Here is a 26,993-nt window from a genome sequence, read left to right as displayed (position 1 = left end):
CTTTCCAACGGGCCGGGGGAGGCGCGGCGCAGCCTCATTGATTCATAGAATAACCATAAAAAGCCTTACTTAGATACTTTTTCGACGTAATCTTGCGGCTCTTCAACCGTGGGCAGTGCTTCCTCGAGCCGGTGCTGGCGCGGCACCAGGATGGTGACGGCGCCGCCGAGCAGGGCCACCGCGCCGTAGATGTAGAAGGCTGTTGCCCCGCCGATGCCCGCCGCTGCCAGCCAGCCGCCGATGATCGGCCCCAGGACCCCGCCCAGCCGGCCCACGCTGGCGCACCAGGCGACGCCGGCGGCCCGGGCGTTGGTGGTGAAGTAGTTGGACTGGAAACCGTAGACCAGCACCTGGGTGCCCAGGGTTCCCACCCCCGCGGTGGCGATGAAGGTGAAGAGCAGCGGCAGCGGGAAGCTGAACGTCATCAATCCCAGGGAAATGGTGGCGAGGGCAAACGTGGCAGCAATGACCCGCTGCGGTCCCTTCCGGTCGGCCATCCGGGAGGCCACCAGTCCGCCCACCACGGCACCGAGGTTCAGGGCCAGCGGGAAGAACAGGGCATAGGTCCGGCCGTAGCCGTAGCCCTCCATGATCTTGGGCAGCCAGGTGTTGAGCCCGTAGGTCAGGAGGAGGCCGCAGAAGGACATCAGGCCCAGCAGGATGGATGCCGCGGCGAACTGGCGGGAGAAGACGGCGGCAAACCCGGACTTCCGTGGTGCGGCGCCGGCCTCCCGGATCACCTGCTCTTCGGCGAGCGGCACCCCGGTGCGCCAGGCAGCGGCCAGGGCTTCCTCTTCCCGGCCCCGGGCCAGCAGCCACCGCGGGGATTCCGGAAGCTTCCGCCAGGCAATGGGCAGGATGACCAGGAGGGGCAGGGATCCAATGATGAAGAGGCCGCGCCAGCCGATGCTGTCCAGGAAGGCGATGCCAAGGATGGATGCCAGCACGCCGCCCGCGGGGACCCCGGAGTAGACGATCGCGTTGTAGAACTGCCGCCGGCCCGCGGGTGCGAACTCGGCCATCGTGGCGCCGGCGCTGGCGATAACGACGCCCAGGCCCAGCCCGGTGGCAAACCGGAGGGCGCCGAAGGCGGTGACATCCGTGGCCAGGGCAGTGGCGAACATGCCCAGGGAGAACCACGCGATGCCCGCGAGCATCAGCCGGCGGCGGCCGAAGAAGTCCCCGACGGCCCCGCATGCCAGCGACCCCACCAGCACGCCGATAAGGGCCCAGGATCCCAGGAGCCCGGCGGTGGCCGCATCAAAATGACCGATCTGGCCCGCGTCTGCGAGCAGGCCCGGAAGGACGGTGCCGTAGACCACCAGGTCGTAGCCGTCAAAAAGGAGAGCGGCGCAGATGACGAAAGCCACCCAGTTGGCTGTCCGGGTCTCCTTTCCCGGGTTTCCGGAGATCGTGGATGGGGGGTGCGGCAGCGTCATGGCGCATGTCCTTTCAGGGGAGCGGGTGTGGAGGCGTTGCGGTATTCGGATCGATCCGTACCGGGGCCTTGGCAACCCAGCCTGACAGGCAATGTGACGCACGGCATATGAGGGGAATGCCCGGTTTCCCGCCGGGGGTGCATTGTGCCGTTTCCGCATATCAAAGAGCCGGATTTTGCGATGGATCCGGCAGGAACAGGCCAAACGCGCCCGGCAGCACGGGTATCACAGCGGCGGTGGGAGGACAGGTCTTAGTCCATACGCGGCCGGTATGAACCAGGCGGCCCGTAACCATCGCCGGGGTCATGGCGCCGCGGTTAGGCTGGCGGAATGATCAATCCAGCACGGCTGCACTCAGACCTGTCCCGCCTGGGCCGGGAGACGGACATGTTCCTTGCCACGGTCTCCTCCTTGTCCGATGAAGAGCTGGCCGCTCCTTCGCTGTGTGAAGGGTGGACCCGCGCCCACGTCATCGCGCACGTCGCATCCAGCGGGCGCGCACTGGTTGGGCTGATCGACTGGGCGACGTCCGGGGAGGAACGCCAGCTGTACGCGTCCCCTGAAGCGCGCTCGCAGGCCATTGCCGCCCTTGCGGCCCTGCCGCGGGAGGAACTCCTGGCTGAAGTGCGGGACTCGGCCGCCGCTTTCGCCGATGAAGCCCAGCGGTTGACCGGGGAGCTTGCGGCGCCGGAAGTAACGGTGGGTGGCCGGGAGCTGCCGGCAACCTCCATTGTGGCGCTGCGGATTGCCGAGGTGGTGGTGCACCACCATGACCTGGACACCGCCTGGACCATCGAGGAGGCCGACCCCGATTCGCTGCTGAACGCCATCGAGGCCGTGGTGCGTGCCATGCGTGCCAAGGGGGCGCCCGGGATGACGCTCGTTACCGAGGAACGCGACGAATGGGTCATCGGTGACGGCGGCCTGCGCGTCGAGTCGGACCGGGAGGGCCTCCTGAAATGGCTGGCACGCGGCGACGCCGAAGATATTGAGGCGGCAGGCCCGGTCCCCGTGCTGCCGGCCTGGTAAAGCCAAAGAAGAATCCCCGCCGGGCACCAGCGGATCGCTGGCGTGCCCGGCGGGGATTCCTTCGTCGGCGGGACGCCTATTTCTTCGGCAGGCCCGCCGGGTTCAGTTCGGACTTCTGGATGGCCTCGGAGGAGAGGCCCCAGCGGTCCAGGATCCTGGCGTAGGTGCCGTCGTCAATCAGGTGGTTCAGCGCAGCCTGCGCGGCCACCGCCAGCCCATTGCCCTTCTTGGTGGTAAACGCGATCTCGGCCTTCAGCGGCCAGCCGCCCTCCAGCCTGCCCACCTGCTTCGTCTTTCCGTCCTGCGCCGCCTTGTACGCGGCGGCCGCGTTGGGCCCGAACGTCAGGTCCGCACGGCCTGACTGAAGGGCCAGGCTCGAGGCCGAGTCGTCGTCGTAATACTGGAACTGGACCGGCGCCAGGCCGCTCTTCCGGTTCTCCTCGTCCCACCGCACCAAGATGGCTTCCTGGTTGGTGCCGGAGCCCACGATGATCCTCTTGCCGGCCACGTCCTTGGCTTCCTTGATCTCCCCGATGCCCGAATCACTCTTGGCGTAGAAGCCCAGGAGGTCGTTGCGGTAGGTGGCGAAGTCGAACTTTTCCTTGCGCGCCTCGGTGACGGTGACGTTTGAGAGCACGGCCTCGTACTTGGACGATTCGATGCCCAGCGGCCAGTCGGCCCACGCCACGGGCAGGACCTCCACCTGCAGGCCGAGCGACTCGCCCACGGCGTACGCGATGTCCACTTCGCTGCCGATCAGGGTCTTGTTGTCCGTGGCGAACAGGCTGAGCGGCGCCGCCCCGCCCGTTGTCACCACGGTCAGCTTGCCGTCGGCCTTGATGGCCTCCGGCACCAGTGCAGCCGCGGCGGGGTCGGCCGCGACGTTGAAGCGGTCCTGTTCCGGGGACAGGTTGAAGGTCTTGCCGGCGGAGTTGGTGGCGGACGACGACGGTGCTGTCGCCGCCGAAGCGCCGGGATCGGAGCAGGCAGCCAGTCCCAGCAGCGCTGAGACGGTAAGGGCCACGACGGCGGCCGGCTTGGTGGTGATGGCCATGGTTCCTCCTGGGAAAGGGGGCGGAAGATGCAGCGGAGTGTGCGCGTTGCAGCAACTATCCGGCAGCCCCGGAGGCGGAATCAAAGGCCTGCGACACCCTGGGATACAGGAAGTAACCGCAGTTAACCGGAGGACCGCGGCAGTCATATTCCCCTCAGGGCATATGAAGCCAGGACAGGAAAAAGGGGACCAGTTCAGTGCGAACTGGTCCCCTCCTCTGATTCGTAGCGGTCAGAGCCGGCTAATTACGACAGCGCCGCGAGGACTTCCTTGGCCACGTCCTCGCTGGACTGCGGGTTCTGCCCGGTAATGAGGTTGCCGTCGTGCACCACGTTGGAGGACCAGGCCGCGCCGTTTTCGACGACGGCACCCTTCTCCCTGAGCGCGTCCTCCACCAGCCACGGCGTATTCTCCCCGGTTCCGCCGCCCAGTTCTTCCTCATTGGTGAAGACCGTCAGGCGCCGGCCCTTGAAAGTGAACCCGCCGTCGTCGTCCGTGGCGCTCAGCAGCCCCGCCGGACCGTGGCAGAACGGGGCGATGATCTTGCCGTCCTTGTTCGCTGCGACCAGCAGCCGGCCCAGGTCGGCGTCCTTGTACAGGTCTGCCATGGGACCGTGGCCGCCGGGCATCACCACGGCGTCGTAGTCGGCAATGTCGACGTCGGCGAGGACCAGCGGGTGCGCCAGCTCGCCGTCGATCTTCGCGATGTAGTCCCGGAAGCCCTGGGCGCGTTCCTCGCCGCCGGCCGACTCGGGAGCCAGACTTACCTGGTCCACGGTGGGCTTCCTGCCGCCGGGGGTGGCGATGTGGACCGTGTTGCCGGCGTCGGTCAGGGTCTGGTGTGACACCACCAGTTCCTCTGCCCAGTAGCCGGTGGGGTGTTCGCTGCCGTCCTTCATGGTGAGGGAATCTGCGGCCGATACAACCATCAAAATGTTTGCCATGGTGTTTCTCCTGTCTTAGCTGACGTGAGTGGCTGGAAGCCGCTTATTACTTGCCTGCTGCTTCCAGCTCAGCGTACGTGGCGTCGTCGAGCGTGATGCCGGCGGCGGCCATGTTCTCTTCGAGGTGCGGCACCGAGCCCGTGCCGGGGATCGGCATCATCACGGGGGAGCGGCGCAGCAGCCAGGCCAGGGCCACCTGGGATGTGGTGGCGCCCAGGCGCTTGGCCGCCTCATCCAGCGGGCCGCCCGGCTGGGCGAGTTCGCCGGCGGAAATCGGAGCCCAGGGGATGAAGCCGATGCCGTTATCTTCGGAGTAGCGGAGTACGTCCTCGGAGCTGCGGTCGGTCAGGTTGTAGCGGTTCTGGACCGTGGACACCGTGAAGTGCTTTCCGGCCGCCTCCAGCTCCTCGACGCTGACCTGGGACAGGCCCAGGGCGCGGACCTTTCCTTCGTCCTGGAGTTCGCGCAGCACGCCGAACTGCTCCTCGGCGTCCACCTTGGGATCGATCCGGTGCAGCTGCAGCAGGTCCAGGGTGTCCACCTTCAGCTTGCGCAGGCTCAGCTCGGTCTGCTGGCGCAGGTATTCGGGACGGCCGACGGGGATCCATTTGTTGGGCCCGGTGCGGGTGAAGCCCACCTTGGTGGCGATCTTCAGCCCCTCCTTGTACGGGTGCAGGGCCTCGGCGATGATTTCTTCGCTGATGTTGGGTCCGTAGGAATCGGCGGTATCGATGAAGTCGACGCCGAGTTCGACGGCGCGGCGCACCACGGCCACGGCCGCCTGGCGGTCTGCGGGCTCGCCCCAGACACCGTCGCCCACGATGCGCATGGCACCGAAACCGAGGCGGTGCACGGTTCCCAGGTCCTTGAGGTCGATCGTTGCGGACAGTTCAAGCTGGTTCGTTGAATCATGGCTCATAGGGGCGGCAACATCATCAGTGTGCTGAGTATTCCGGGAAAGACGAAATAACCCGGGCCCCGCCGTGGTTATGCCTCAAGTGCCCGCCGCGATCCGGCCGGCGACTCTTACGAAACGTTCCTGAAAGGCCGCACCTGACGTGACTCTTCCCCTCTCCATCCTTGACCTGGCAACCATCGGCAAAGGCCAGACGGCGGCGGAGAGCCTGGCGGGCAGCGTGGCCATGGCGCAAAGCGCCGAGAAGCTGGGCTACCGGCGCGTCTGGTACGCCGAGCACCACAACATGTCCTCCATTGCCTCCTCCGCCACCAGCGTGCTGATCGCCCATGTGGCTGCGCACACCGAAAGCATCCGGTTGGGCGCCGGCGGCATCATGCTGCCCAACCACTCACCGCTGACCATCGCCGAACAGTTCGGCACCCTGGAAACCCTCCACCCGGGCCGGATCGACCTGGGCCTGGGCCGTGCCCCGGGCAGCGACCAGAACACCATGCGCGCCCTGCGCCGGGACCCCATGTCCGCGGACAGCTTCCCGCAGGACGTCCTGGAACTGCAGGGCTACCTCACCGGACCGACCCGCATCCAGGGCGTGGAGGCCACCCCCGGCAAGGGCACCAACGTTCCGCTGTACATCCTGGGCTCGTCCCTGTTCGGCGCGCGCCTGGCCGCCCAGCTTGGCCTGCCGTATGCCTTCGCCTCGCACTTCGCCCCGGCTGCTTTGCAGGAGGCTGTGGCCATTTACCGGAGCGAGTTCAAGCCGTCCGCCCAGCTGGATGCGCCGCACGTGATTGCCGGCGTCAACGTGATCGCCGCTGACTCCGCGTCCGAAGCGCAGGCCATGTTCCAGGCCACCAAGCGGGCCCGCGTCTCACTGTTCTTCGGCGGCGGCACCCGCGAATTCACCGACGATGAGGCGGACATGATCCTGGACTCGCCGCAGGGACGGCACATGGCACAGATGATGACGTACTCCGCCGTGGGGACACCCGACGTCGTCATGGACTACCTGGACAGCTTCGGCAAGCACGCCGATGCCGACGAACTCATCGTGGCCCACCAAAGCCCCGGCACCCGGGACCGGCTGCGGTCCATCGAACTGCTGGCGGAGGCCGCCGGGCTGGTGCGGGTCTAGCCTTCGGAAAGCCCGGACCGCGTCCCCGGCAGCGGACTTTTACACATACGCAATGCAGGGGACTTTCGCGGGAAACCGGTGAGGCTGAACATGGGAACTGCCCCCTCGGGAAACGCTGGGATTCACGAGCGGGGCACCAACCGGTAGCCCGCAGGCAATCCAGCGGCTGCAGTCCCGGACTGGTCCAGCCTCAAAGGGGTTATCTGGATGCCGACGCCGTTGAACCAAAGCGTGGCGGATTCCGCTCTGCTCACCCGGTCCCTTCCGCTGGACATGCTGCGCGCCTTCATCCAGTCGGACGCCGCGGACAGCGGGCTGACCCCAGCGCTGCTGGCCGAGCTCAAAGTGTTGGCGCGTGTCCCGGGGCTGCTGGTTGCCTGCAACTACGGGGGTACGCTGTGCGACGCCGAGGGCATCTCCACCGAGACCCTCCCGCTGGGCAATGCCGCCATAGCCCTGCGTGCTTTGGCGGCCCTGCCCAATACGCACGCCGCCATCATTTCGGGACGCTCGCTCCGTGACCTGGCGGCGGTTTCGCGGCTGCCGGCCGAGGTGCACCTGATCGGGTCCCACGGGGCCGAAGCGGACATGGGCTTTGCCCACGGCCAGACCCTGGCCACCGAATCGGTCCTGCAAAAGGTGAACGCCGAGCTCAACGAGTCCGTGGGCTTCCAGGAAGGCATCTGGATCGAACGCAAACCAGTCGCCGTTTCCGTGCATACCCGGCACGCGCCGGCGCACGTCGTGGATGCGGTGACCGAAACTGCGCGGGAGATCGCAAGGATCCACGGGCTGTTCTTCATCGTGGACGGTTCCGTGCTTGACCTGTCCGTCCTGGAGCCGGCCAAAGCCGAGGCGCTGGAAATCCTCCGGTCCCGGCTCGGCGCCAGCGCAGCCCTGTTCGCAGGGGACGCTTACAGCGACGAACTGGCCATCGCCACCCTGCGCGGACCTGACCTGGGACTCCGGGTAGGGCCAGGGGAGACCTCGGCCGCGCATCGACTCCGCGACCCGGAAGCCTTCGCCAGGGTACTTGCCCTCCTCTTCGAACTGCGGCGCGCCTGGCTGTTCGGTGAGGATGCTGTGGGGCTCGAACGGCACACCATGATTGGCAACGGCTCGTCCACCGCCCTGCTGACCCCGGACGCGAAGATCTGCTGGATGAGCCACCCACTCCCGGACTCGGGTTCACTGTTCGCACATATCCTGGGCGGGGATGCCGCCGGCCACTTCTCCGTGGAGCCGGTCAAGGTCTCCCAGGTGCTGGGCCAGCGGTACGTGGACAGCACCATGATTGTTGAAACCCGCTGGGCTGACGTCACGGTCACCGACTACCTGGAACCCGCGCCGGACGGAATTACCAGCCTGGTCCGGGTGCTGACAGGCCACGGCGCTGCCAGGATCACTTTCGCTCCGCGGCCGGATTACGCCAATGCCCCGTTCAGCATGGAGGCCCGCGGCGGCGAACTGCATGTGGTGGGCACGTCCGAACCCATCATCCTGTTCGCGCCGGGCGTCGCGTTCAGCATCACGTCCGACGGACGCCACGCGACGGCCACGGCGTCGGTCAACCTGCAGGACGGCCCGGTGGTGCTCAACCTCCGCTGCGGCGACACGGAACCCCAGCCTGCGGATCCTGAAGGGGAGAGGGACCGGCGGGCCGAAGTGGCCCTGCACGCCCGCCAGTGGGTCCAGCAACTCGTCCTGCCCTCCGTGAAACCTTCCCTGGTGAGGCGCTCGGCCCTGGTGCTCCGCGCCCTCGTGCATGAACCAACCGGCGCCGTCCTCGCCGCCCCCACCACCTCCCTGCCCGAGGGAATCGGCGGCACCAGGAACTGGGACTACCGGTACTGCTGGCTTCGCGACGGCTCCATGACGGTCAACGCACTGGTGGACCTTGGCTCCACCTCGGAGGCGGCTGGCTTCCTTGCCTGGTTGGGCCGGATCCTCGAACACGCTCCCGGTCCCGAATGGCTGCACCCCCTGTATTCGGTGACTGGCGCCCCGCTCTCTACGGAAGCCGTCGTCGACAGCCTTCCCGGATATGCGGGTTCCCGTCCCGTGAGGATCGGGAACGCAGCCGACCACCAGGTCCAGCTTGACGTTTTTGGGCCCGTTGCCGAACTGATCCATAACCTGAGCGAACGGGAGGGCGTCCTCGCCGATGACAGCTGGGAGTTGATGGTCCAGATGGCCTCCGCAGTCCTGGCCCGCTGGCACGAACCGGACCACGGCATTTGGGAGGCCCGGCGGGCGGCGCGCCATCACGTCTATTCGAAGGTGATGTGCTGGGTGACCCTTGACCGGGCACTGCGCACCGCGGCACGGCATGGCCGCGAACCTGATCCTTCCTGGGCGCCGACGGCGGAAACCATTCGGGAGGAGGTGCTGCGCGAGGGCTGGGACGATACCGCAAAGTCCTACACCGTGGCGTACGACAGCCCGGACCTGGATGCCGCCGTCCTGCACATCGGGCTCTCGGGCCTGCTGGATGTCTCGGACCGGCGCTTCCTGGACACCGTCACCGCCGTTGAACGCGAGCTGCGGGTAGGTCCCACCGTCTTCCGGTACCGGTACGACGACGGCCTGCCGGGCCTGGAGGGTGGGTTCCATATCTGCACCACGTGGCTGATCGAGGCCTACGTGGCCGTGGGCCGCATTGATGAGGCCTGGGACCTGTTCGACCAGCTGGTGAACCTTTTCGGCCCCACGGGGCTGCTCCCGGAGGAATACGACCCCGGCACGGAGACCCATTTGGGAAACCACCCGCAGGCCTACTCACACTTGGGATTCATCCGCTGCGCGCGGCTCCTGGACCGGCACCAGGACAGGCGGTAGGCGGTGTCCGTCGTGGGTACCTAGAGTGGAGGTAACAGGGACCCGAAAAAGACTGAAACGAGACTGATGATGACCGCGCGCGCCCAGGGAGTGGGGTTCCGTTCCGAGCGGGGCCCAATTCTCATCGCTTTAATGCTTTCCACTGGACTTGTGGCCATCGATTCCACCATCGTGGCCACCGCGGTTCCGTCGATCGTCCGCGACGTGGGCGGCTTCGCTTCCTTCCCCTGGCTCTTCTCCGCGTACCTGCTGGCGCAGGCGGTGTCTGTTCCCATCTACGGCAAGCTCTCCGACATGGCAGGGCGCAAGCCGATCATCCTCACCGGCATCGGCCTGTTCCTGCTGGGCTCGGTCCTCTGCGGGGTGGCATGGAGCATGCCCTCGCTGATCGCGTTCCGGGCCCTGCAGGGACTCGGCGCCGGCGCGGTGCTGCCGGTGTCCGTCACCATTGCCGGGGACATCTATACCCTGCAGGAGCGTGCCAAGGTCCAGGGCTACCTGGCCAGCGTCTGGGCCGTCTCCTCCGTGGTGGGTCCCAGCCTGGGCGGGATCTTCTCCGCCCTGGGCATCTGGCGCGGCATCTTCCTTGTCAACGTGCCGCTCTGCCTGCTGGCCGGCTGGATGCTGATCCGCACTCTTCACGAAAACGTGGAACGGGCCACCCATAAGGTGGATTACGCCGGCGCCGTCCTCCTGGCCGGATCCCTGGGCCTGCTCATCCTCGGAGCCCTGCAGGGCGGCCAGGCGTGGGCATGGAACTCCTCCATCAGCATTGGCGTCTTTGTTGTCGGAGCAGTGCTGCTGGTTGCGTTCCTCCTGGTGGAGCGGCGGGCAGCGGAGCCCATCCTTCCGGCCTGGGTGGTGTCGCGCCGCCTGCTGGCCACCACCGCGCTGGTGTCCTTCGGCGTTGGCGCGATGATGATCGGACTGACCTCCTACGTTCCCACCTTCCTGGAGGGCGCGTTGTCCTCCTCGCCGCTGGTCGCCGGCCTGGCGCTGGCAGCACTCACCCTCGGCTGGCCGCTCAGCGCGTCACAGGCCGGGAAGTTCTACCTGCGGATCGGATTCAAGTCCACCGCCCTGATCGGCATTGCCATCGCAGTGACGGGGCTACTGATTCTGTCGCTGACGGCCTCCACGCCCAACGTGGCGCTGATCGCGGTCAGCTGCTTCGTCGTCGGCCTCGGCCTGGGCCTGCTGGCCACCCCCACGCTGATCTCCGCCCAGTCCAGCGTTCCCTGGCATGAGCGCGGCGTGGTGACCAGCACCAACATGTTCGCCCGGTCCATCGGCAGTGCCCTGGGCGTGGCCGTGTTTGGTGCCGTGGCCAACTCCATCTACGGCGGCAGCAGCGGCGGTGACGCCGATCCCGCCACGGTCATCAGCGCGTCCGGTGCCGTGTTCCTGGCCGCGCTCGTGGCCGGCCTGCTCACGGTGGCCGCGGTGCTGTCCATGCCTGCGGTCAAGGCCGAAGACAGCGGCAATTCCGATGCGGAGCCCGTACCCACCCAGGCGGAAGGCAGCTCCAGCCAGGCTGCCGCCGGCGGAGATGTTCCTACAGGCAAGTCCTGAGGGCGAATGTGTTTTCTTCCCCGCTATTTGTTCTTTCCGCGTGCGGCTACGCGCCAACGGTCCACGATTTTGCCGCTGGCGACGACAGTGACGTCGTCAACGAGATTCACCGCCACGCATACGTGGTTCGGTATCACCCGTAACCGCTCTCCGAGAGGCGGGAGCCCTGCATCTGCTGGCCAGACCACGGTCGCGTGATGTTCCGAGAGCGCGGTGATGCGTGCTTCGGGATAGTCGAGCAGCCGTCCAAAGCCGGTGGCCCACGCAGGTCGGTCGCCGCCCAGGATTTTGCTGCCGGAGTCTAGGACGATCCTTCGCGGTATGACGTCGTCGCCCTCATGCCGGCTTACCACTGTTGCGGCGACGGTCAGGGCGATGTCTTCAGGGGCGCATCGTTCCAGTTCCAGTTGCTGGGCGTCATTGAGGACATAAACTCCAGGCCGGACCTCGGTGGCTGCGGAATCACCGGTGAGAGTGGCGGTGGGAGTTGAACCGCCGCTGCGATGCAGGATTTCAAATCCTGCCTGTGTGAGCAGGTCCGAGGCCTGCCTGAGGGCCAACTGTTCTTCTTCGGCTGCTTTCAGGGGCATCCCGGGGGCGTAGCTGTGGCCCGGGAAGGTGAAGACGCCGCTGACCCTCAGACCGGCGCGTGCCGCGGCGTGTGCCACGTCAACGACCGCACCCGGGGCGATTCCGCTGCGGTGATGGCCGCTGTCGATTTCCAGCAGCACGTCAAAGTCGCCGGCTGCGTCACCCAAGGACGCTCCCATGACTTGGGCTGCCTCCCGTGAATCCAGTCCTACTGAGATCTTTGTGGTGGCAGCAAGCCGGCGCAGGCGTTCGGCTTGACGAGGACCGACCCAGATGGGGTAAGCGATGAAGATGTCGGTCGCTCCGTGTCCTGCAAAGACTTCAGCCTCCCCGAGGGTCGCGACAGTGATGCCGACTGCACCGGCCGCCAGCTGCAGTTGCGCGATTTCGGGCACCTTGTGGGTTTTCACGTGGGGTCGGAGGCTCAAGCCTTTCGCATGGACGGCAGCGGCCATGCGGTCGATGTTCCGCTGGAGCACATCCCGGTCGACCAGGATCTCTGGAGTGTCGACTTCTTCTGGGATTGTCATCACTGGTTCTCTTTCTCTAGGTCAGGTAGCTAGCGGGACGCCCGGAAGATCGACGGCGCGGGCCGGTTTCCGGTGGCAAGGTCGGCAAGGATGCGCCCGATCACCGGCGTGAACTTGAAGCCGTGGCCGGAGAAGCCCGCGCCGATCACCACCGGTCCTATCCGGTCCAGGACGAAGTCCTCGTCCGGGGTGGTGGTGTACGTGCAGCTGATGGCCTCGAACGAATCCGGGTCCACGCCGGGCAGCCACTGCCGTGCGTAGTCCTGCAGGGCGGCGAGCTGTTTCGGCTCCGGCAGGAAATCCCGCTGGTCCGGGTCCACCACTTGGCCCACCCCGTGCCAGCCGGCCTTGATGCCCTCGCCGGGGGTCTGCATCCCGTACACGGGGGAGTACCAGCCCTGGTAGTCCGGGCCCGGGTAGTGGTTGAAGCCGGGCCACACCGCGCCGGGGTCCGCCACGCGGAAATGCGCCGGCTGCTCCTGGGTCACCCTGAGCTTCGGGATCCGCAACGCTGCGCCAGCCGTGCCCGCCACCTTGGCCAGCAGCTTCTCCGTCCAGCCGCCCGCCGTCACCACGGCCTGGGCTGCGGTGACCACCTCCGTGCCCGCAGCCGATTCCAGCACCAGCCGCACGCCGTCGTCGAACACCTCGAAGTCCACCACCGTGGTGTGGTGCCTGATCTCGGCGCCGCGGGCGGAGGCCAGCCGCTGGAAGGCGGGCAGCGCCGCCTCCGGGTTGAGCTGGCCGCCGTCGGGCATGTGCAGGACCTGCTGGTCGAACCGGATGCCGCGCCAGCGTTCGCCGGCCTCGGCAGGGTCCAGGAACTCGGCGCTGATGCCGGCCTCGGTGAGGGCTGCGGCAACTTTCGGGAGGTCGCCGCCAGGACCGTGGGTTACGACGCCGGTGCGCGCCAGCAGCTGCACGCCGCTGTCCTGCTCCAACTCGTCCCACAGGGCCAGCCCCTCTGCCAGCATGGCCACGTAGTCGGGCTGGTGGTAGCCCGGGTTGAGGTTCCGGGTGGCGCCGTGGGACGCGCCGATCCTGTGCCCGGGGCCGAACTGCTCCACCAGCGTCACCTGCCGGCCGCGGCGGGACAGTGCCCACGCGGCGGCCGAGCCCATGGCGCCACCGCCGATCACGACGGTATCGAGCACAGTATTCATCAGCCCTCCAAGCTGCAGTTACGACTCGTGGCCAGTGCTCACGCCAGGAGCAGTGCCACGCCGATCATGGCGGGCACTGCCACCACGGTGGTGATCAGCACGGTGTCCTTGGCGACGGTCAGCCCGGTCTGGTAGCGGCTGGCAGCCACAAACACATTCTGCGCCGTGGGCAGGGAGGACGTCACCACCACGGCAAACAGCGCATGGCCGTCCATCCCAAGCACGAAGCGGGCAAAAACATAAGCCAGGGCCGGCTGGACAACGAGCTTGAAGCCACTTGCCAACAGGGTGTCCACCCGGCGGCCGGACGAGGCCTGCAGGGGCCGGGTGCCGTTCAGGCTCATCCCGAACGCGATCAGCATGGCCGGGATCGCGGCCCCGCCAATCAGGTGGATCGGCTCCATGACCAGCGCCGGGACCTGGAAGCCGGTGCCGGCCACCAGCAGCCCCAGGCCGGAGCCCACGATCATGGGGTTGCGCAGGATCATCAGGAAGAAGCCCAGAGGCGTGGTGCGGTGCGTGCTGGTGCTCGAGTCCAAAATCATCAGGAACATCGGGGTGAAGAAGGCCAGCTGGAAAATCAGCAGCGGCGCCACATAGCTGGCATCGCCCAAGACATATACCGCGATGGGAATACCCAGGTTCGCCGAGTTCGCAAGGGAAGCGGACATCGCGGACATCAGCGATTCCGGGAGCGCCCGCTTGAGCCAGAACCTGGCCAGGGCGAAGAAGATGGCGGCGGTGGTGATCGCCGCCACCGCCGTGACCAGCAGCGGCTCGGCGAAGACTTCCTGCAGCCGGGCCTTGCTGAGGGTTTCAAAGAGGAGTGCCGGGCTGGCGACGAAGAACGTCAGGCCGCTCAGGACGGGGCGGGCGTTATCGCCGAGGATCCGCTGCCGGCCCACGAACCATCCCACCAGGATGATGCACCAGACCACGAAGAACCCTGCCAGCACCCCTAGCAAGGATCAGCCGTTCGGGCACGGCGGAGGCAGGGACCGGGACGCACGCTCCGGTTACAGGGTGGCGTTGTTAAGCGCGAAAGGGGGGCGCATCATGCCGGGGGTGAGGCCCTCGGCGGGGTCGTTGCCCAGCTGGATGATCCGGTTGTCCCGGTCCACGTGGACCACCTTGGGCTCGTAGGCCCTGGCCTCTTCCGTGGTCATTTCCGCGTAGGTAATGAGGATGACGATGTCGTTCTCGTGCATGAGGTGCGCCGCTGCACCGTTGATGCCGATAACGCCGGAACCGCGCTCGCCGGCGATCGTATAGGTTTCAAGCCGCGCGCCGTTGGTGACGTCCACAATGGACACCAGCTCGCCCGGCAGGATGTCGGCGGCCTCGAGCAGGTCGAGGTCAACGGTGACCGAGCCGACGTAGTGCAGGTCGGCGTGTGTGACGGTGGCCCGGTGGATCTTGGACTTGAACATTGTTCGATTCATAACGGCTCCAGTCTAGACCTGCGGCCCTTTACCCGCAGTGACGCACGAAACATACGGACCTGCGCGGTGACACGGGTGCTCACTGCGCAGGGGACGCACCTGCGCAGCGACGGACGGCCTGGCTGCGCACGGAAGGACACGGACGACGGCGGCCGGTCACCCGGCGTCGTCCGTTGCCACTGCCGCGGCAGCCGCAGCCAGGGTCTCCCTCGCTGCCAGGATGGCCGGGCGCTGCGTGCTGGAGCGGCGCACCGAGGTGAAGATGGTGCGGTGCGGCTTGCCCGGCAGCTCCAGCAGCTGGGCGGTGGTGCCGCGGCCGGTCCACACCAGGTCCGGCATCAGGGCCACGGCGTTGCCGGACTCGATCAGGCGGGCCTGGGCCTGCAGGTCGGCGGTTTCGAACCGGACATCGGGCTCGAAGCCTGCGCTGCGGCATGCCTGTTCTGCCCAGTGCCGCGATGCGGCCCCGCGCGGTTCCATGACCCAGGCCAGGTCTGCCGTGTCCTCCAGGGTGCGGATCGCGGGTCCGCCGCCGGACGCGGGGGGAACGGCCAGCCGGATGGCGTCGGTGGTCAGCTTCACCTTGTCCAGTTCGGGGTAGCGCGGGGCCGCATGTCCCGGATACTGCTCGGCGATCACCAGGTCGAAGTCCCGGGCCCAGGTTTCGTGCAGTGCCGTCTCCGGCTCCCGCTGGATCATCTCGATCCGGACCTCGGGGTACTTTGCGGCCATGCGCGTCAGGGTGTCCGGCATCAGGGCGAGCGCCGCGGACTGGAACACCGCGATCCTTACGGTGCCGGTCACGGTAGTCAGGGATGCGGCCAGGTCCGCCTCAGCCTGCTCCATGGTTTCCAGCAGCTGCGCGGTGTGCGCCACCAGCACTTCCGCCTGGGGCGTCAGCTGTACGCGCCGGCCCGTTTTCCGGAGCAGCTCGACGCCCACTTCCTTCTCCAGGAGGGCCAGCTGCTGCGATACCGACGACGGGCTGTACTGAAGCGCCTCGGCCACCTCCGCCAGCGTCCCACGGATGCTTAATTCGCGGAGCAGCCGCAGCCTGCGCACGTCAAGCATGATGGATTCCTAACTGAAACTAACGAATATAGGTTAGAAGTAGCCACTTTATCTAACGCAATTGCGCACGCATACTGTTGAAACCGAGTTACCCCCGTCACAGCCAGGTTTCTTGGCGTGCCGCGGCGGGGTCGCACCCCAACCAGGAGTTCCTGATGAGCAGCAAAGATTTGAGCCAATCGATCATGCGGCGAAAGCCCATCGATGACATCGAAGAAGAGAGCAAGCACAGCGGACTGTTCAAGTCCCTCGGGCTGTGGCAGCTCACCGCCATTGGCGTAGGCGGAATTATCGGCGTCGGCATCTTCTCCCTCGCGGGACTGGTAGCCGCCGGCAGTGAAGGCAACCCGGGAGTGGGGCCCGCGGTGCTGATCTCCTTCCTGATTGCAGGCCTCGCCTCCGCGGCCGCCGCCCTCTCCTACGCGGAGTTCGCCGGCATGATCCCGCGGGCAGGCTCCGCCTACACCTACGGCTACGTGGCCCTTGGCGAGGTGATCGGCTGGTTCATCGGCTGGGACCTGCTGCTGGAATACATCGCCATCGTGGCAGTGGTGGCCATCGGCATCTCCGGCTACCTGGACGCCTTCCTGGCCGGCATCGGCATCCATCTGCCGGCCTGGATGACCTCCACCTTTGACGAAGGCAAGGGTGGCATCATCAATGTCCCCGCCATCCTGGTCTGCCTCCTGGTGACCTGGATCCTGTCCCGCGGCACCAAGGCCTTCGGCAGGTTCGAACTCGTCGCTGTGGCCATCAAGGTGGTCCTGATCCTGTTCATCATCGGGCTGGGCGTCTTCTACATCGACACCAACAACTACAACCCGTTCATGCCCAGCGGCTTCGGACCCGTTGTGGCCGGCTCCGCCACCGTGTTCTTCGCAGTGTTCGGCTACGACGCCATGAGTACCGCGGCCGAGGAAGCCAAGGACGGCAAGAAGCACATGCCCAAGGCCATCGTCCTCTCGCTCATCATCGCCATGCTCCTCTATGTTGCCGCCACCCTGGTCCTCACCGGCATGCAGAACTACAAGGACATCGACCCCAAGGCCGGGTTCGCCTCCGCCTTCACTTCGGTGGGCCTGCCCGTCATCGCCACCATCATTTCGGTGTTCGCGGTCCTCTCCATCCTTACCGTGATGCTCACCTTCCTGCTCGGCGTCACCCGCGTCTGGTTCTCCATGAGCCGTGACGGCCTGCTCCCGGGCTGGTTCGCCAAGACCGACCGGCACGGCACCCCGCAGCGCGTCACCTGGATCGGCGGCATCGCCTCCGCCTTCCTGGCCGGCGTCTTCCCCATCAAGGCAGTCGCGGACCTCACCAACATCGGCATCCTGGCCGCGTTCGTCGTCGTGTGCCTGTCCGTGATCATCTTCCGTTACAAGCGCCCTGATGCTCCCCGTACGTTCCGCCTGCCCCTGATGCCCGTGATCCCGGCCTTCGGTGTCCTGGCCTCCGCCTTCCTGATGCTGCAGCTGCACTGGGAAACCTGGCTGCGGTTCGTGGTGTGGCTGATCATCGGTCTGGTCATCTACTTCGGCTACGGCCGCAAGCACTCGCTGATGAACCCCAACAGCCCACGCCACGAGGAACTCGCAGAGCTGCACCGCCCGCTCACCTGACCTCTCCCCGGACGCGCCATCACCTTCTGACCGCTTTCCCCCAGCGCCCCATCAGATAATGCGGCGTCCAGCCGAACCCTCCCCCACATTCCGTGGGGGAGGGTTCGTTGCTTTCGACGGGAGGTGATGGGGCGTTGGCGGTTTGGGGGCGGGAGGTGATGGGGCGTTGGCGGTTTGGGGGCGGAAGGTGATGGGGCGTTGGTGGTTTGGGGCGGAAGGTGATGGGGCGTTGGCGGTGGGTAAAACATTGGTTTTCCTAACCTGTACTGGTTGGAAAAGATCGCTTTATCTTATGTGAGTTGAAGCTCATACTGGTGGAAAGACCTCCCAGAACACCAGAAAGATCGGGAAAAACAATGACCCACGTTGCAATGGAACCGGCAGTCGCCAAGGCGGCCACCCCGCAGACCGTCGACGTCGACGTCCCCCAGGCCAAGGCCCTCGCCGATGAAGCGGTCGCCCTGGTCCGGCGCTGGCTCACCGAGGCCGCCAAGGTTCCGGTGGACGCCTCCGCGGAGCAGTTGGCCGGCGTCCTCAAGGACCCCAACGGCCTGGACTTTACGGTGGGCTTCGTGGACGGCGTGGTCCGTCCCGAGGACCTCAACGTCGCCGCCCGCAACCTCGCGAAACTGGCCCCCAAGGTTCCTGCCTTCCTGCCCTGGTACATGCGCAGCGCCGTGGCACTGGGCGGCACCGTGGCCCCCGTCCTGCCGCAGGTGGTCATCCCCGTGGCCCGCAAGGTCCTGCGCGAAATGGTGGGCCACCTGATCGTTGATGCCACCGACGCCAAGCTGGGCCCGGCCATCGCCAAGATCAAGAAGGACGGCATTAAGCTCAACGTCAACCTCCTGGGCGAGGCAGTCCTCGGCGAGCACGAGGCATCCCGCCGCCTCGAAGGCACGCACACGCTGCTGGCCCGCCCCGACGTCGACTACGTTTCCATCAAGGTCTCCTCCACCGTGGCCCCGCACTCCGCCTGGGCCTTCGATGAAGCCGTGGAACACGTCGTCGAAAAGCTCACGCCGCTCTTCCAGCGTGCCGCTTCCTATTCCGCCAGCGGGCAGAAGAACAAGTTCATCAACCTGGACATGGAGGAATACAAGGACCTGGACATGACCATCGCGGTCTTCACCCGGATCCTGGACAAGCCTGAGTTCCAGGACCTCGAGGCCGGCATCGTGCTCCAGGCCTACCTTCCGGATGCGCTGTCTGCCATGATCCGGCTGCAGGACTGGGCCGCAGAGCGCCGCGCCAACGGCGGCGCCGGCATCAAGGTCCGCGTGGTCAAGGGCGCCAACCTGCCCATGGAGCAGGTGGAAGCCTCGCTGCACGACTGGCCGCTGGCCACCTGGGGATCCAAGCAGGACTCCGACACCAGCTACAAGAGCGTCATCAACTACGCGCTGCACCCCGAACGGATCAAGAACATCCGGATCGGCGTGGCCGGCCACAACCTGTTCGACATTGCCTTCGCCTGGCTCCTGGCCAAGCAGCGCGGTGTGGAGTCCGGCATCGAATTCGAGATGCTGCTGGGCATGGCGCAGGGCCAGGCCGAGGCCGTCAAGAAGGACGTCGGCTCGCTGCTGCTCTACACGCCGGTGGTGCACCCGTCCGAGTTCGACGTCGCCATCGCCTACCTGATCCGCCGCCTGGAAGAGGGCGCCAGCCAGGAAAACTTCATGTCGGCGGTCTTCGAGCTCAGCGAAAACGAAGGACTGTTCGAGCGCGAGAAGCAGCGTTTCCTCTCCTCGCTGGAGGCCTTGGACAACACCGTCCCGCTGCCCAACCGCCGGCAGGACCGGAACCTTCCCCCGGAGGCCATGCCGCACACCGGGTTCCGGAACACCCCGGACACCGATCCCGCACTGCCGGCCAACCGCACCTGGGGCCGGGGCATCCTTGAACGCGTCCCGTCCTCCACGCTGGGCGACGCATCGGTGAAGGCTGCCTTCATTAATGACGAGGACACCCTCAACTCGGCCATTGCCAACGCCGTGGAGAAGGGCAAGGCCTGGGGCGAACTTTCCGGCAACGAGCGCGCAGACATCCTGCACCGCGCCGGTGAGATCCTGGAAGCCCGCCGCGCCGATCTGCTCGAGGTCATGGCCAGCGAGACCGGCAAGACCATCGACCAGGGCGACCCCGAGGTCAGCGAGGCCGTGGACTTCGCCCACTACTACGCCGAATCGGCGCGCAAGCTGGACACGGTCGACGGCGCCACATTCGTCCCAGCCAAGCTCACCGTTGTCACCCCGCCCTGGAACTTCCCGGTCGCCATCCCGGCAGGGTCCACGCTTGCGGCACTTGCCGCCGGCTCCGCCGTCGTCATCAAGCCCGCCAAGCAGGCCGCCCGCAGCGGTGCCGTCATGGTGGAGGCCCTGTGGGAGGCCGGCGTGCCCAAGGGTGTCCTGACCATGGTCCAGCTGGGGGAGCGGGAACTCGGCACCCAGCTCATCAGCCACCCTGCCGTGGACCGCGTGATTCTCACCGGCGGCTACGAAACCGCCGAGCTGTTCCGGTCCTTCCGCAAGGACCTGCCGCTGCTGGCCGAAACCAGCGGCAAGAACGCCATCATCGTCACCCCCAGCGCCGACCTGGACCTCGCTGCCAAGGACGTGGCCTACTCCGCGTTCGGCCACGCCGGCCAGAAGTGCTCCGCTGCCTCGCTGGTGATCCTGGTGGGCTCCGTGGCCACGTCCAAGCGGTTCCACAACCAGCTGATTGACGCCGTCACCTCCCTGAAGGTGGGCTACCCGCAGGATCCCACCAGCCAGATGGGTCCCATCATCGAACCCGCCAACGGCAAGCTCCTCAACGCCCTCACCACGCTGGGGGAGGGCGAGAGCTGGGCCGTTGAACCCGCGAAGCTGGACGAGACCGGCCGGCTGTGGAGCCCGGGCGTGCGCTACGGGGTCAAGGGCGGCTCCTACTTCCACCTGACCGAGTTCTTCGGCCCGGTCCTGGGCGTGATGACCGCTGACACCCTGGAAGAAGCCATCGCCATCCAGAACCAGATTGAATACGGACTCACGGCAGGCCTGCACTCCCTCAACTCCGAGGAACTGGGCATCTGGCTGGACACCATCCAGGCCGGCAACCTCTACATCAACCGCGGCATCACCGGCGCCATCGTCCAGCGCCAGCCCTTTGGCGGCTGGAAGAAGTCGGCGGTCGGCGCCGGCACCAAGGCCGGTGGACCCAACTACCTGGCCGGCCTCGGCGACTGGCTCCCCGCGGAGGCATCCGCCACGGCTCCGGTAGCCAACGCGGCCGTCCGCCGCATCCTCAACGCAGCAGGCCCCGCCCTTGCGCCGGCGGAACTCGAGTCCGTCCAGCGGGCCCTGGCATCCGACGCCGAAGCATGGGCTGAAGAGTTCGGCACCGCCAAGGACGTCTCCGGGCTGGGCGCCGAGCGGAACATCTTCCGCTACCGCAGCCTGCCGGTCACCATCCGCCTTTCCGAAGGTGCGCCGCTGGCGCACCTGGTCCGGACTGTGGCGGCCGGTGTGCTGGCGGGTTCGGCCGTCACGCTGTCCACCGCCGTCGAACTTCCCGCCCAGCTGCGCTCCGTGCTCACCGCACAGGACATCGACGTGACGGTGGAGTCCGACGCCGGCTGGCTGGTTTCCGCCGGACACCTCGCCGCCGCGGGCAAGCTGTCCGGCGCCCGCATCCGCCTGATCGGGGGCGACGCCTCGGCGCTGGCCGAAGCCACCGGCGGCAGGCCCGACCTGGCCATCTACGCCCACCCCGTCACGGAGGCCGGCCGCGTGGAGCTGCTGCCCTTCCTGCACGAGCAGGCCGTCAGCATCACCGCCCACCGGTTCGGCACCCCGAACCATCTGTCGGATGCCCTGATCTAGCGCCTGCGGGCACAAAATAGTCCGGCGGTTGGGTTTGTTCTCACAAGCCCAACCGCCGGACCTTTTTGTATGTCCGCTAGCCCAGGTACCAGCCCGGCGGCGTCCAGGTGGCCGGGACGCTGTGGGCGGAGAAATCTTCGCAGCGGGTGCAGGTGTAGGCCACCTCGCCAAGGGTGGCCACCGTTCCGTCACGCCGGTAGGTGGGCGGAATGTACGACTCGAGATAGACGAACTCGTCCGTACGGCATTTGTCGCAGGTGGGTTTCCCCACGTATCCGGAGTCAACGGAGGCGTGTCCGGTTCCGAGGGTGTTCTGGCGGGTGGACGGCCGTGCGTTGGAGTACGGGCGTGCATGCGCAGAACCTGGGTGGATGTTCCTGGCTGTCGTCATTGGCTGCCTGTCCCAAGCGGTGGTTTCCGGCATGCGGATACGCGCTTGTTTCGGTGAACTGGCCTGCTGCTTGACCTTGGAAAACCAGCATAGGGGAAGCCACTTCCCCTATCAATGGACACGGCCCCCCTAACTCGCCGAAATGCTGGAAATTGGGCCGCAGGAGAGTTAAGTTTGGCGGTTAATGGTCCTGCCGACAATCGACTGGGTGAGGGCGTCGATCACCTCAGCATTGGCCAGCGGATTGCGGATCAGGGTGAAGTCCACGTCCCCCACGGCGGGAAGGTCGAAGCGCCGGGTGATGATCTTCAGGTCTTCGGGCACCAGCGACGTGGGCATGACGGCAACCCCGATGCCCGCCCTGACCGCGGCCAGGACACCGCTGATCTGCCGGGTGGTGCAGGTGATCCGCCACGTCCTGCCGTTGGCCTCCAGCGCATCGATGGCCAACTTTCGGCTGAGGCTGGGGGCCGGATAGGCGATCAGGGGCACGGGGGTTCCCGGTTCCATCACCGTCTGTTCCAGGCCCACCCAGGAAAACGAGTCGTGCTGGACCACGGTGCCGTCTTTGGCCCCGGCCACCCATTTCACGAAGACCAGGTCCAGTTGGCCGGCGTTGAGCTTTCGGTACAGCTGGTCGCTTTGGCCCACCGTGAGTTCGAGGTTGATCTGCGGATAGATCTGCCGGAACTCGCGCAGGATCCGGGGGAGCCCGGTGATGGCGAGGTCGTCAGCGGTGCCGAACCGCAGCCGTCCGCGCATGGCCGACCCCGAGAAATAGCGGGCAGCGGCGTCGTGCGCGGACAGGATGCTCCGTGCGAAACCGGCCATCGCATCGCCGTTGTCCGTGAGCCTGACGTCGCGGGTGTCCCTGGTGATCAGGGTGCGCTTGGCGGCTGCCTCCAGTTTGCGGATGTGCTGGCTGATGGTGGGCTGGGCCAGCCCCAGGCGTTCAGCGGCCTTGGTGAAGCTCAGGGTGTCCGCCACCGCCAGGAAGGAGCGCAACTGTGCTGGTTCGAACATGAGGGGCTCCGGTGTCCTTCCGGCTGGGTTGCTTATTGCGTTTTGCAATACGAGTTATAGGGACCATACCCCTCCATAATCTGCTCGGCCAGCCTAGCGTTAAGGACATCCCAGACCGCCCGCAATTTTGAGGACATTCCTGTGGCACCGCCTCCGCCTTCGTCGGCTTCCGTCTCCCAACCAGTCATCGACGCAGCGGGTTCAGCGCCGCCGGACAACCAGACCCAGCCGCTGCCCGTCGTGGCGGAGCGGCTCCCTTGGAAGCACACCTTCATCTCGCTGAAGGTGCCCAACTTCCGGATCTTCGCCGCCGGCCACTTCATCGCGGTCATTGCCATCTGGATGCAGCGGATTGCGCAGGACTGGCTGGTACTCCAGCTCTCCGGCTCCGTGACGGCCGTCGGCGTGACCGTGGCGCTGCAGTTCCTGCCGTCCCTGCTGCTGGGTCCCTGGGGCGGCATGATCGCCGACAGATTCGCCAAGCGGAAGATCCTCATCCTGTGCCAAAGCATGGCTGCGGTCCTGGCTGCAACGCTGGCCACGCTTGCCCTCACCGGCGTCATCATGGTGTGGCACGTCTACGCCATCGCCCTGGTCCTGGGCCTGGTGACGGTCCTTGACCAGCCCGCACGCCAGGTGTTCGTTAATGAGCTGGTTGGTCCCCGGTACCTGCGGAACGCCATCAGCGTGAACTCCACGACGTTCCAGTTGGGCGGCCTGATCGGTCCCGCCATTGCCGGCCTGCTCCTGACGGCGGTCGGTGCCGGCTGGGCTTTCGCGGCCAACGCCGTTGCCTGCTGCTCCACGGTGGTGATGCTGCTGATCCTCCGGAAAGACCAGCTGTACGTCAACGCTCCCACCCCCAAGACCAAGGGAATGCTCCGGGAGGGGCTCCGCTATGCCTTGAGCAAGCCCACCATCTATTGGCCGTGGCTGATGGCCGGCTTCATCTCTGTTTTTGCCATGAGCCTGCCGGTGCTCCTGGCCGCCTTCGCGGACCACGTATTCAAGGTAGGCGCCGGCGGCTACGGGCTCCTGAACGCGCTGGTGGCACTGGGCGCGTTGTCCGGCGCCGTGGCGTCCACCCGCCGCCGGCAACTGCGGCTGCGGTCAGTGGTGTTCTGCGCCGGAATGTATGGCCTGATGCTCTGCCTGGCCGTCCTCGCCCCCTCCATGGTCTGGTTTGGGGTGGTCATGGTGCTGTCCGGCTTCTGGTGCCTCATGTTCCTCACCGGGTCCAACCAGCTGGTGCAGGTCAGCTCCAACATGGGGATCCGCGGCCGGGTGATGAGCCTGTACATCATGGTGCTCATCGGCGGCCAGGCGCTGGGCGGGCCCATGCTGGGGTGGATCGCCGAACACGCCGATCCGCATGTGGCCCTGCTGGTATCCGGGGGTGTCCCGGCACTGGCGGCACTGACCGTGGCCGCCATCCTGGCACGGAAAGGTGGCCTGACGGTCAGGATGGACATGAAGGACCACCTGCCGTTGAGAATCGTCAGCAGGCAGGCAAGAGCCTAGGAAGCGTGCCCGCTGGGCTCCTCCCGGGCGCAAAACAAGACCCCGCCATCTGTGTCGATGACGGGGTCTTGTGCTTTGGCCCAGCAGGTTGGTGCTGGTCTACTTCTTCTTCGCCGCTTTGGTGGGCGTGACGTCCAGGGAGCCGGCAGGGGCGGATGCGGCCCTCTTGTCTGCGCGCTTTTCCTTGATGGACTTTCCGGACTTCTTTGATGCCGTTTGACGCGGTGACTTATCAGCCATGATTGCTCCTGTAGCGGAACCGCAAAAGGTTCCTTACTGCAGACCATACACCTTGGGGGATGCTTCGGAGCGCTTGTAGCGGGCGGGGAAATTGGAGCGGCTGACGGGAATCGAACCCGCGTATCAAGCTTGGGAAGCTAGCGCTCTACCATTGAGCTACAGCCGCAGTGCCGCCGCTCGCGCGGGGCAGAACTTAGCTTAGCGCAGATCTGCGGGCTCCCCGCCAACCCGGGCCGGCGGCCGCTGCGTGTCCTGCAACCGCGGACGTCATCCAGTAACTCTTCAATAACGTCGGCGGTGCCGGCTAGGTCAGGGTGCCGGGCGGTGGCTAACCTGATCCGGGTAGCGGCCGCTTTGGGGGAGGCAGCTATTGCGGCAGCCGACGTCAACCACAGGAATTTCTTCATGGCAATCGCAGAGCACGAGGTCCTCATAGAACGCGACGCCATGGCCGTGTACCAGTACCTCCTTGATGCCACCAATCTTCCCGCCTGGCGCAGCGACGTCCGCAGCGTGAAGCTGGTACAGGGCCCGGCCGAAGCCAAGGGCGCCGTGTACCGGAAGATGGTCGCGGGACGCTCCGGGCTGAGCATCCCCGCGGAGCTGGAGATCACCAATGTGCGGCCCGGAGCTGAAATCCAGTTCCACGTGGTGTTCGGCCCTGCGACCCGCTGGGGCGGCTATTACCTCAGCAGCGAAGACGCCGGCACCAGGGTCCGGTTTGCCGTGGAAGCCAAACGCGAGGGACGGTTCGGATTCCTCAGCAGGTGGACCTTCTTTAACGGGATGCTCCAGCGCCGGGTCAGTTCCGACGTGGCCCAGCTGGACCGGCTGAAAAACGTGCTGGAGCTCCAGCCGGCCCTCTGAATCAGTTCCGGATCACTGCGCCAGCCGCTGCCCGGCCCATGGGCCGGCAATGGTCGACGGCGATGCGAGGCTTCCGGAGCCCAGGTCCCAGTACTGCACGGTGTCGTTGGCCCGGCGGATCGCAACACCCCTGGAGTTCAGTCCGGTGACGTTCAGCAGCGCCCGGATTCCCGAGACGTCCGTCCAGCCGGTGGCGACGGTGGCCCGCGTTTCTGCGCGGAGCGCGGTGCTGCCCAGTCCGCGGTAGAGCTGCACGGTGCCGTCGGCCCCCAGCCCCAAGATGTCCTGGAAGCCGTCGCCGTCGTAGTCCACCATGGACAGCCTGGATGCGTAGACACCCGTGGCAACCGTGACGCGCTCAGCAATATCACCGGTGCCCTTGTTGCCGTAAAGGTACAGGTTTCCGGCACCGTCCAAGGCCAGGATCTGCGGCATCCGGTTGTGGACGCACCAGCCTCCCACCGCCAGGGTCAAGGTGTCCCAACCGCCGACGCCAAGGGTGATGGGCGCCTGGAACCCACCACTCGCGATGCCCCGGTGCAGGGTCAGGTTGCCACTGGCCCACTGGGTCAGGACGTCGAAAGTGCCATCGCGGTCCCAGTCGGTGACGAAGACTTCCTTGGCTCCGCTAAAGCCTGCGCCGATTACCCTGGCCGCGGCGTAGGTGCGGGGCCCGGTGGAGGCGCGGTCCAGCAGCTGTCCCGCGGAGTCGACAGACACGAGGTCGGCCGGACCGGTGATTGCCGCAGCGGCGAGGTTGAGGGTGGGCGGCATGTGCTTGACGGGTGCGTCGCAAAGACTTGGCGGCGGTGCCGGGAGCGATCCTCCCGATGAAGCACCGCCGGGTGAATCGAGGGTGCCCGCCGGCAGTGTGGTGTAGCCGAAGAAGTTCACCACACCCCAGATCTGGTAGGTGGAGTTGGTGTAGGAGACCCCTGCGCCCATCACGTTGAAGCGCGGGTCCAGGAGCATGGCGTTGTGGCCGGGTGATCCCTTCCACCATTCCACGAGCTGGGCTGCGTCCCGGTCGGTGCGGATGGCGATGATCTCACCGGCGCCGTTGTTGGGGCTCATCGCGCGGGGGTCGGTCCAGAAACTGGCCCGGTGCTCGATGACCTCACGGGTGGCAATGTTGTCCGACCACTCCTGCGACAACCCGGCCACGGTGGGGTGGTACTTCACCTTGTTCAGGCCGTTGGCCACGCGGTACTCGTTGATCTTGGTGAAGAGGGTAAGGATGGCGGAGGAGTTGCTGTCCGGGACCAGGGCTTGCGTTGACGTACGTGTGGCGGCAGGGTCGGCAGCCGCGGGTGGGGTGGACGGCGATGCCAGTTCCTGGTCCGGTGCCCAGAGCGGCGGGATGGAAACGGTCTGGGGTGCGGCTTCGGTGGATGGTGAAGCCGGGGCCGGTGGTGGTGCCGTTTCCGTTGCGGGCTGGACCGCCACTGTGGAAGGAGCTGCCGCGGGCGTGGACGTGGGGGCGGGTGCAGGGGTGGCCTCCGGCACGGGCGAGGCAGCCCGGATATCCGGGTCGACGGCAGGGGTGAGGCTGCCGGCGGAGCCGTCGTCCTTACTGGTCATGCCGGCGCCGCGCACCAGGGGCGCTGCAAGTGAGATGCTCGCTGCTCCCGCCTGGTGAAGGGGCACGGGCACGGGAGGTGCGGACGCGGACGACGAGACCAGCGCCAACGCACAGAGCACGCCAAGAAAAGACGGTGCCACTAATTTATTCACAACATCCCCAG

General features: G+C 66.4%; 21 protein-coding genes and 1 tRNA gene. 8 read left to right on the top strand and 14 right to left on the bottom strand.

Annotated features, from left to right (window positions below):
• Positions 1–65: 65 nt before the first annotated feature.
• Entirely contained in the window at positions 66–1,439 is a 1,374-nt protein-coding gene (locus LDO22_RS12495; RefSeq protein ID WP_224023531.1) for an aromatic acid/H+ symport family MFS transporter, read from the bottom strand.
• Between the two features lie 330 nt (positions 1,440–1,769).
• On the opposite strand from LDO22_RS12495, the gene LDO22_RS12490 reads away from it, so the two are divergent.
• Positions 1,770–2,468 carry a maleylpyruvate isomerase family mycothiol-dependent enzyme gene (locus tag LDO22_RS12490; protein ID WP_224023529.1) on the top strand — a complete coding sequence of 233 codons (699 nt, stop codon included), beginning with the start codon at positions 1,770–1,772 and terminating at the stop codon, positions 2,466–2,468.
• A 76-nt stretch (positions 2,469–2,544) separates the two neighbouring features.
• Here the strand turns inward: LDO22_RS12490 and LDO22_RS12485 are convergent, their stop codons facing one another.
• From LDO22_RS12485 to LDO22_RS12475, 3 genes are all read right to left on the bottom strand, one after another.
• Positions 2,545–3,522 carry an ABC transporter substrate-binding protein gene (locus LDO22_RS12485; RefSeq protein ID WP_224023527.1) on the bottom strand — a complete coding sequence of 326 codons (978 nt, stop codon included), beginning with the start codon at positions 3,520–3,522 and terminating at the stop codon, positions 2,545–2,547.
• A 245-nt stretch (positions 3,523–3,767) separates the two neighbouring features.
• Positions 3,768–4,466 (bottom strand): type 1 glutamine amidotransferase domain-containing protein, encoded by a 699-nt coding sequence (locus LDO22_RS12480; RefSeq protein WP_224023526.1) that lies wholly within the window; start codon positions 4,464–4,466, stop codon positions 3,768–3,770.
• A 46-nt stretch (positions 4,467–4,512) separates the two neighbouring features.
• Positions 4,513–5,385, bottom strand: coding sequence for an aldo/keto reductase (locus LDO22_RS12475; RefSeq protein WP_224023524.1), 873 nt, complete (start codon positions 5,383–5,385; stop codon positions 4,513–4,515).
• Between the two features lie 139 nt (positions 5,386–5,524).
• Between LDO22_RS12475 and LDO22_RS12470 the strand changes: the two genes are divergently transcribed.
• The 3 genes from LDO22_RS12470 to LDO22_RS12460 all read left to right on the top strand — a co-directional run bounded on the left by LDO22_RS12470 (position 5,525) and on the right by LDO22_RS12460 (position 10,927).
• Complete coding sequence (locus tag LDO22_RS12470; RefSeq protein WP_224023523.1) at positions 5,525–6,517, top strand: LLM class flavin-dependent oxidoreductase; 993 nt, start codon at positions 5,525–5,527, stop codon at positions 6,515–6,517.
• A 207-nt stretch (positions 6,518–6,724) separates the two neighbouring features.
• Positions 6,725–9,355 (top strand): trehalase-like domain-containing protein, encoded by a 2,631-nt coding sequence (locus LDO22_RS12465; protein WP_224023520.1) that lies wholly within the window; start codon positions 6,725–6,727, stop codon positions 9,353–9,355.
• A 66-nt stretch (positions 9,356–9,421) separates the two neighbouring features.
• A complete protein-coding gene (locus LDO22_RS12460) occupies positions 9,422–10,927 on the top strand; it encodes an MFS transporter (RefSeq protein WP_224023518.1) in 1,506 nt (501 codons plus the stop codon).
• Between the two features lie 23 nt (positions 10,928–10,950).
• Here the strand turns inward: LDO22_RS12460 and LDO22_RS12455 are convergent, their stop codons facing one another.
• The 5 genes from LDO22_RS12455 to LDO22_RS12435 all read right to left on the bottom strand — a co-directional run bounded on the left by LDO22_RS12455 (position 10,951) and on the right by LDO22_RS12435 (position 15,724).
• Positions 10,951–12,051 (bottom strand): D-TA family PLP-dependent enzyme, encoded by a 1,101-nt coding sequence (locus LDO22_RS12455; RefSeq protein WP_224023516.1) that lies wholly within the window; start codon positions 12,049–12,051, stop codon positions 10,951–10,953.
• A gap of 26 nt (positions 12,052–12,077) precedes the next feature.
• Positions 12,078–13,211: an FAD-dependent oxidoreductase gene (locus LDO22_RS12450; protein WP_224023514.1), complete on the bottom strand. Its 1,134-nt coding sequence runs from the start codon at positions 13,209–13,211 to the stop codon at positions 12,078–12,080.
• A gap of 38 nt (positions 13,212–13,249) precedes the next feature.
• Complete coding sequence (locus LDO22_RS12445; RefSeq protein ID WP_224023512.1) at positions 13,250–14,176, bottom strand: AEC family transporter; 927 nt, start codon at positions 14,174–14,176, stop codon at positions 13,250–13,252.
• Between the two features lie 51 nt (positions 14,177–14,227).
• A complete protein-coding gene (panD, locus tag LDO22_RS12440) occupies positions 14,228–14,653 on the bottom strand; it encodes an aspartate 1-decarboxylase (protein WP_201302375.1) in 426 nt (141 codons plus the stop codon).
• 156 nt (positions 14,654–14,809) lie between these two features.
• Positions 14,810–15,724: a LysR substrate-binding domain-containing protein gene (locus LDO22_RS12435; protein WP_159630129.1), complete on the bottom strand. Its 915-nt coding sequence runs from the start codon at positions 15,722–15,724 to the stop codon at positions 14,810–14,812.
• Positions 15,725–15,879: 155 nt separating this feature from the next.
• Here LDO22_RS12435 and LDO22_RS12430 point away from each other — a divergent pair, with 155 nt between their 5' ends.
• Both LDO22_RS12430 and LDO22_RS12425 read left to right on the top strand, forming a co-directional pair.
• Positions 15,880–17,343 (top strand): amino acid permease, encoded by a 1,464-nt coding sequence (locus tag LDO22_RS12430; RefSeq protein ID WP_159630131.1) that lies wholly within the window; start codon positions 15,880–15,882, stop codon positions 17,341–17,343.
• Positions 17,344–17,699: 356 nt separating this feature from the next.
• Positions 17,700–21,206 (top strand): bifunctional proline dehydrogenase/L-glutamate gamma-semialdehyde dehydrogenase, encoded by a 3,507-nt coding sequence (locus tag LDO22_RS12425; protein WP_224023510.1) that lies wholly within the window; start codon positions 17,700–17,702, stop codon positions 21,204–21,206.
• Positions 21,207–21,282: 76 nt separating this feature from the next.
• On the opposite strand, the gene LDO22_RS12420 is transcribed toward LDO22_RS12425, so the two are convergent.
• Together LDO22_RS12420 and LDO22_RS12415 are read right to left on the bottom strand one after the other, a co-directional pair.
• Positions 21,283–21,597: a hypothetical protein gene (locus tag LDO22_RS12420; protein WP_159630136.1), complete on the bottom strand. Its 315-nt coding sequence runs from the start codon at positions 21,595–21,597 to the stop codon at positions 21,283–21,285.
• Between the two features lie 168 nt (positions 21,598–21,765).
• Positions 21,766–22,620 (bottom strand): LysR substrate-binding domain-containing protein, encoded by an 855-nt coding sequence (locus LDO22_RS12415; RefSeq protein ID WP_224023508.1) that lies wholly within the window; start codon positions 22,618–22,620, stop codon positions 21,766–21,768.
• A 141-nt stretch (positions 22,621–22,761) separates the two neighbouring features.
• Here LDO22_RS12415 and LDO22_RS12410 point away from each other — a divergent pair, with 141 nt between their 5' ends.
• Positions 22,762–24,141, top strand: a complete 1,380-nt coding sequence (locus LDO22_RS12410; protein ID WP_224023506.1) for an MFS transporter — start codon at positions 22,762–22,764, stop codon at positions 24,139–24,141.
• Between the two features lie 99 nt (positions 24,142–24,240).
• Here LDO22_RS12410 and LDO22_RS12405 read toward each other — a convergent pair whose 3' ends face one another.
• Positions 24,241–24,381: a hypothetical protein gene (locus LDO22_RS12405; protein ID WP_201302376.1), complete on the bottom strand. Its 141-nt coding sequence runs from the start codon at positions 24,379–24,381 to the stop codon at positions 24,241–24,243.
• A gap of 92 nt (positions 24,382–24,473) precedes the next feature.
• Positions 24,474–24,547: transfer RNA gene (locus LDO22_RS12400), tRNA-Gly, on the bottom strand.
• A 239-nt stretch (positions 24,548–24,786) separates the two neighbouring features.
• Here LDO22_RS12400 and LDO22_RS12395 point away from each other — a divergent pair.
• Complete coding sequence (locus LDO22_RS12395) at positions 24,787–25,248, top strand: SRPBCC family protein (RefSeq protein WP_224027232.1); 462 nt, start codon at positions 24,787–24,789, stop codon at positions 25,246–25,248.
• Between the two features lie 12 nt (positions 25,249–25,260).
• Here the strand turns inward: LDO22_RS12395 and LDO22_RS12390 are convergent, their stop codons facing one another.
• Positions 25,261–26,970, bottom strand: coding sequence for a CAP domain-containing protein (locus tag LDO22_RS12390; RefSeq protein ID WP_224023504.1), 1,710 nt, complete (start codon positions 26,968–26,970; stop codon positions 25,261–25,263).
• Positions 26,971–26,993: the final 23 nt, after the last annotated feature.

This window comes from Arthrobacter sp. NicSoilC5, assembly GCF_019977395.1.
GTDB lineage: Bacteria > Actinomycetota > Actinomycetes > Actinomycetales > Micrococcaceae > Arthrobacter.
Note: the sequence above shows the minus strand (reverse complement) of the source record. Positions and strands in the feature narration are given on the sequence as shown.

What these genes read in the sequence shown, in the direction of transcription:
- LDO22_RS12420 (WP_159630136.1), bottom strand. Translation starts at nt 21,597, where the DNA reads ATGACGACAGCCAGGAACATCCACCCAGGTTCTGCGCATGCACGCCCG.
- LDO22_RS12485 (WP_224023527.1), bottom strand. Translation starts at nt 3,522, where the DNA reads ATGGCCATCACCACCAAGCCGGCCGCCGTCGTGGCCCTTACCGTCTCA.
- LDO22_RS12480 (WP_224023526.1), bottom strand. Translation starts at nt 4,466, where the DNA reads ATGGCAAACATTTTGATGGTTGTATCGGCCGCAGATTCCCTCACCATG.
- panD (WP_201302375.1), bottom strand. Translation starts at nt 14,653, where the DNA reads ATGAATCGAACAATGTTCAAGTCCAAGATCCACCGGGCCACCGTCACA.
- LDO22_RS12430 (WP_159630131.1), top strand. Translation starts at nt 15,880, where the DNA reads ATGAGCAGCAAAGATTTGAGCCAATCGATCATGCGGCGAAAGCCCATC.
- LDO22_RS12450 (WP_224023514.1), bottom strand. Translation starts at nt 13,211, where the DNA reads ATGAATACTGTGCTCGATACCGTCGTGATCGGCGGTGGCGCCATGGGC.
- LDO22_RS12495 (WP_224023531.1), bottom strand. Translation starts at nt 1,439, where the DNA reads ATGACGCTGCCGCACCCCCCATCCACGATCTCCGGAAACCCGGGAAAG.
- LDO22_RS12490 (WP_224023529.1), top strand. Translation starts at nt 1,770, where the DNA reads ATGATCAATCCAGCACGGCTGCACTCAGACCTGTCCCGCCTGGGCCGG.
- LDO22_RS12435 (WP_159630129.1), bottom strand. Translation starts at nt 15,724, where the DNA reads ATGCTTGACGTGCGCAGGCTGCGGCTGCTCCGCGAATTAAGCATCCGT.
- LDO22_RS12475 (WP_224023524.1), bottom strand. Translation starts at nt 5,385, where the DNA reads ATGAGCCATGATTCAACGAACCAGCTTGAACTGTCCGCAACGATCGAC.
- LDO22_RS12395 (WP_224027232.1), top strand. Translation starts at nt 24,787, where the DNA reads ATGGCAATCGCAGAGCACGAGGTCCTCATAGAACGCGACGCCATGGCC.
- LDO22_RS12460 (WP_224023518.1), top strand. Translation starts at nt 9,422, where the DNA reads ATGATGACCGCGCGCGCCCAGGGAGTGGGGTTCCGTTCCGAGCGGGGC.
- LDO22_RS12405 (WP_201302376.1), bottom strand. Translation starts at nt 24,381, where the DNA reads ATGGCTGATAAGTCACCGCGTCAAACGGCATCAAAGAAGTCCGGAAAG.
- LDO22_RS12425 (WP_224023510.1), top strand. Translation starts at nt 17,700, where the DNA reads ATGACCCACGTTGCAATGGAACCGGCAGTCGCCAAGGCGGCCACCCCG.
- LDO22_RS12465 (WP_224023520.1), top strand. Translation starts at nt 6,725, where the DNA reads ATGCCGACGCCGTTGAACCAAAGCGTGGCGGATTCCGCTCTGCTCACC.
- LDO22_RS12415 (WP_224023508.1), bottom strand. Translation starts at nt 22,620, where the DNA reads ATGTTCGAACCAGCACAGTTGCGCTCCTTCCTGGCGGTGGCGGACACC.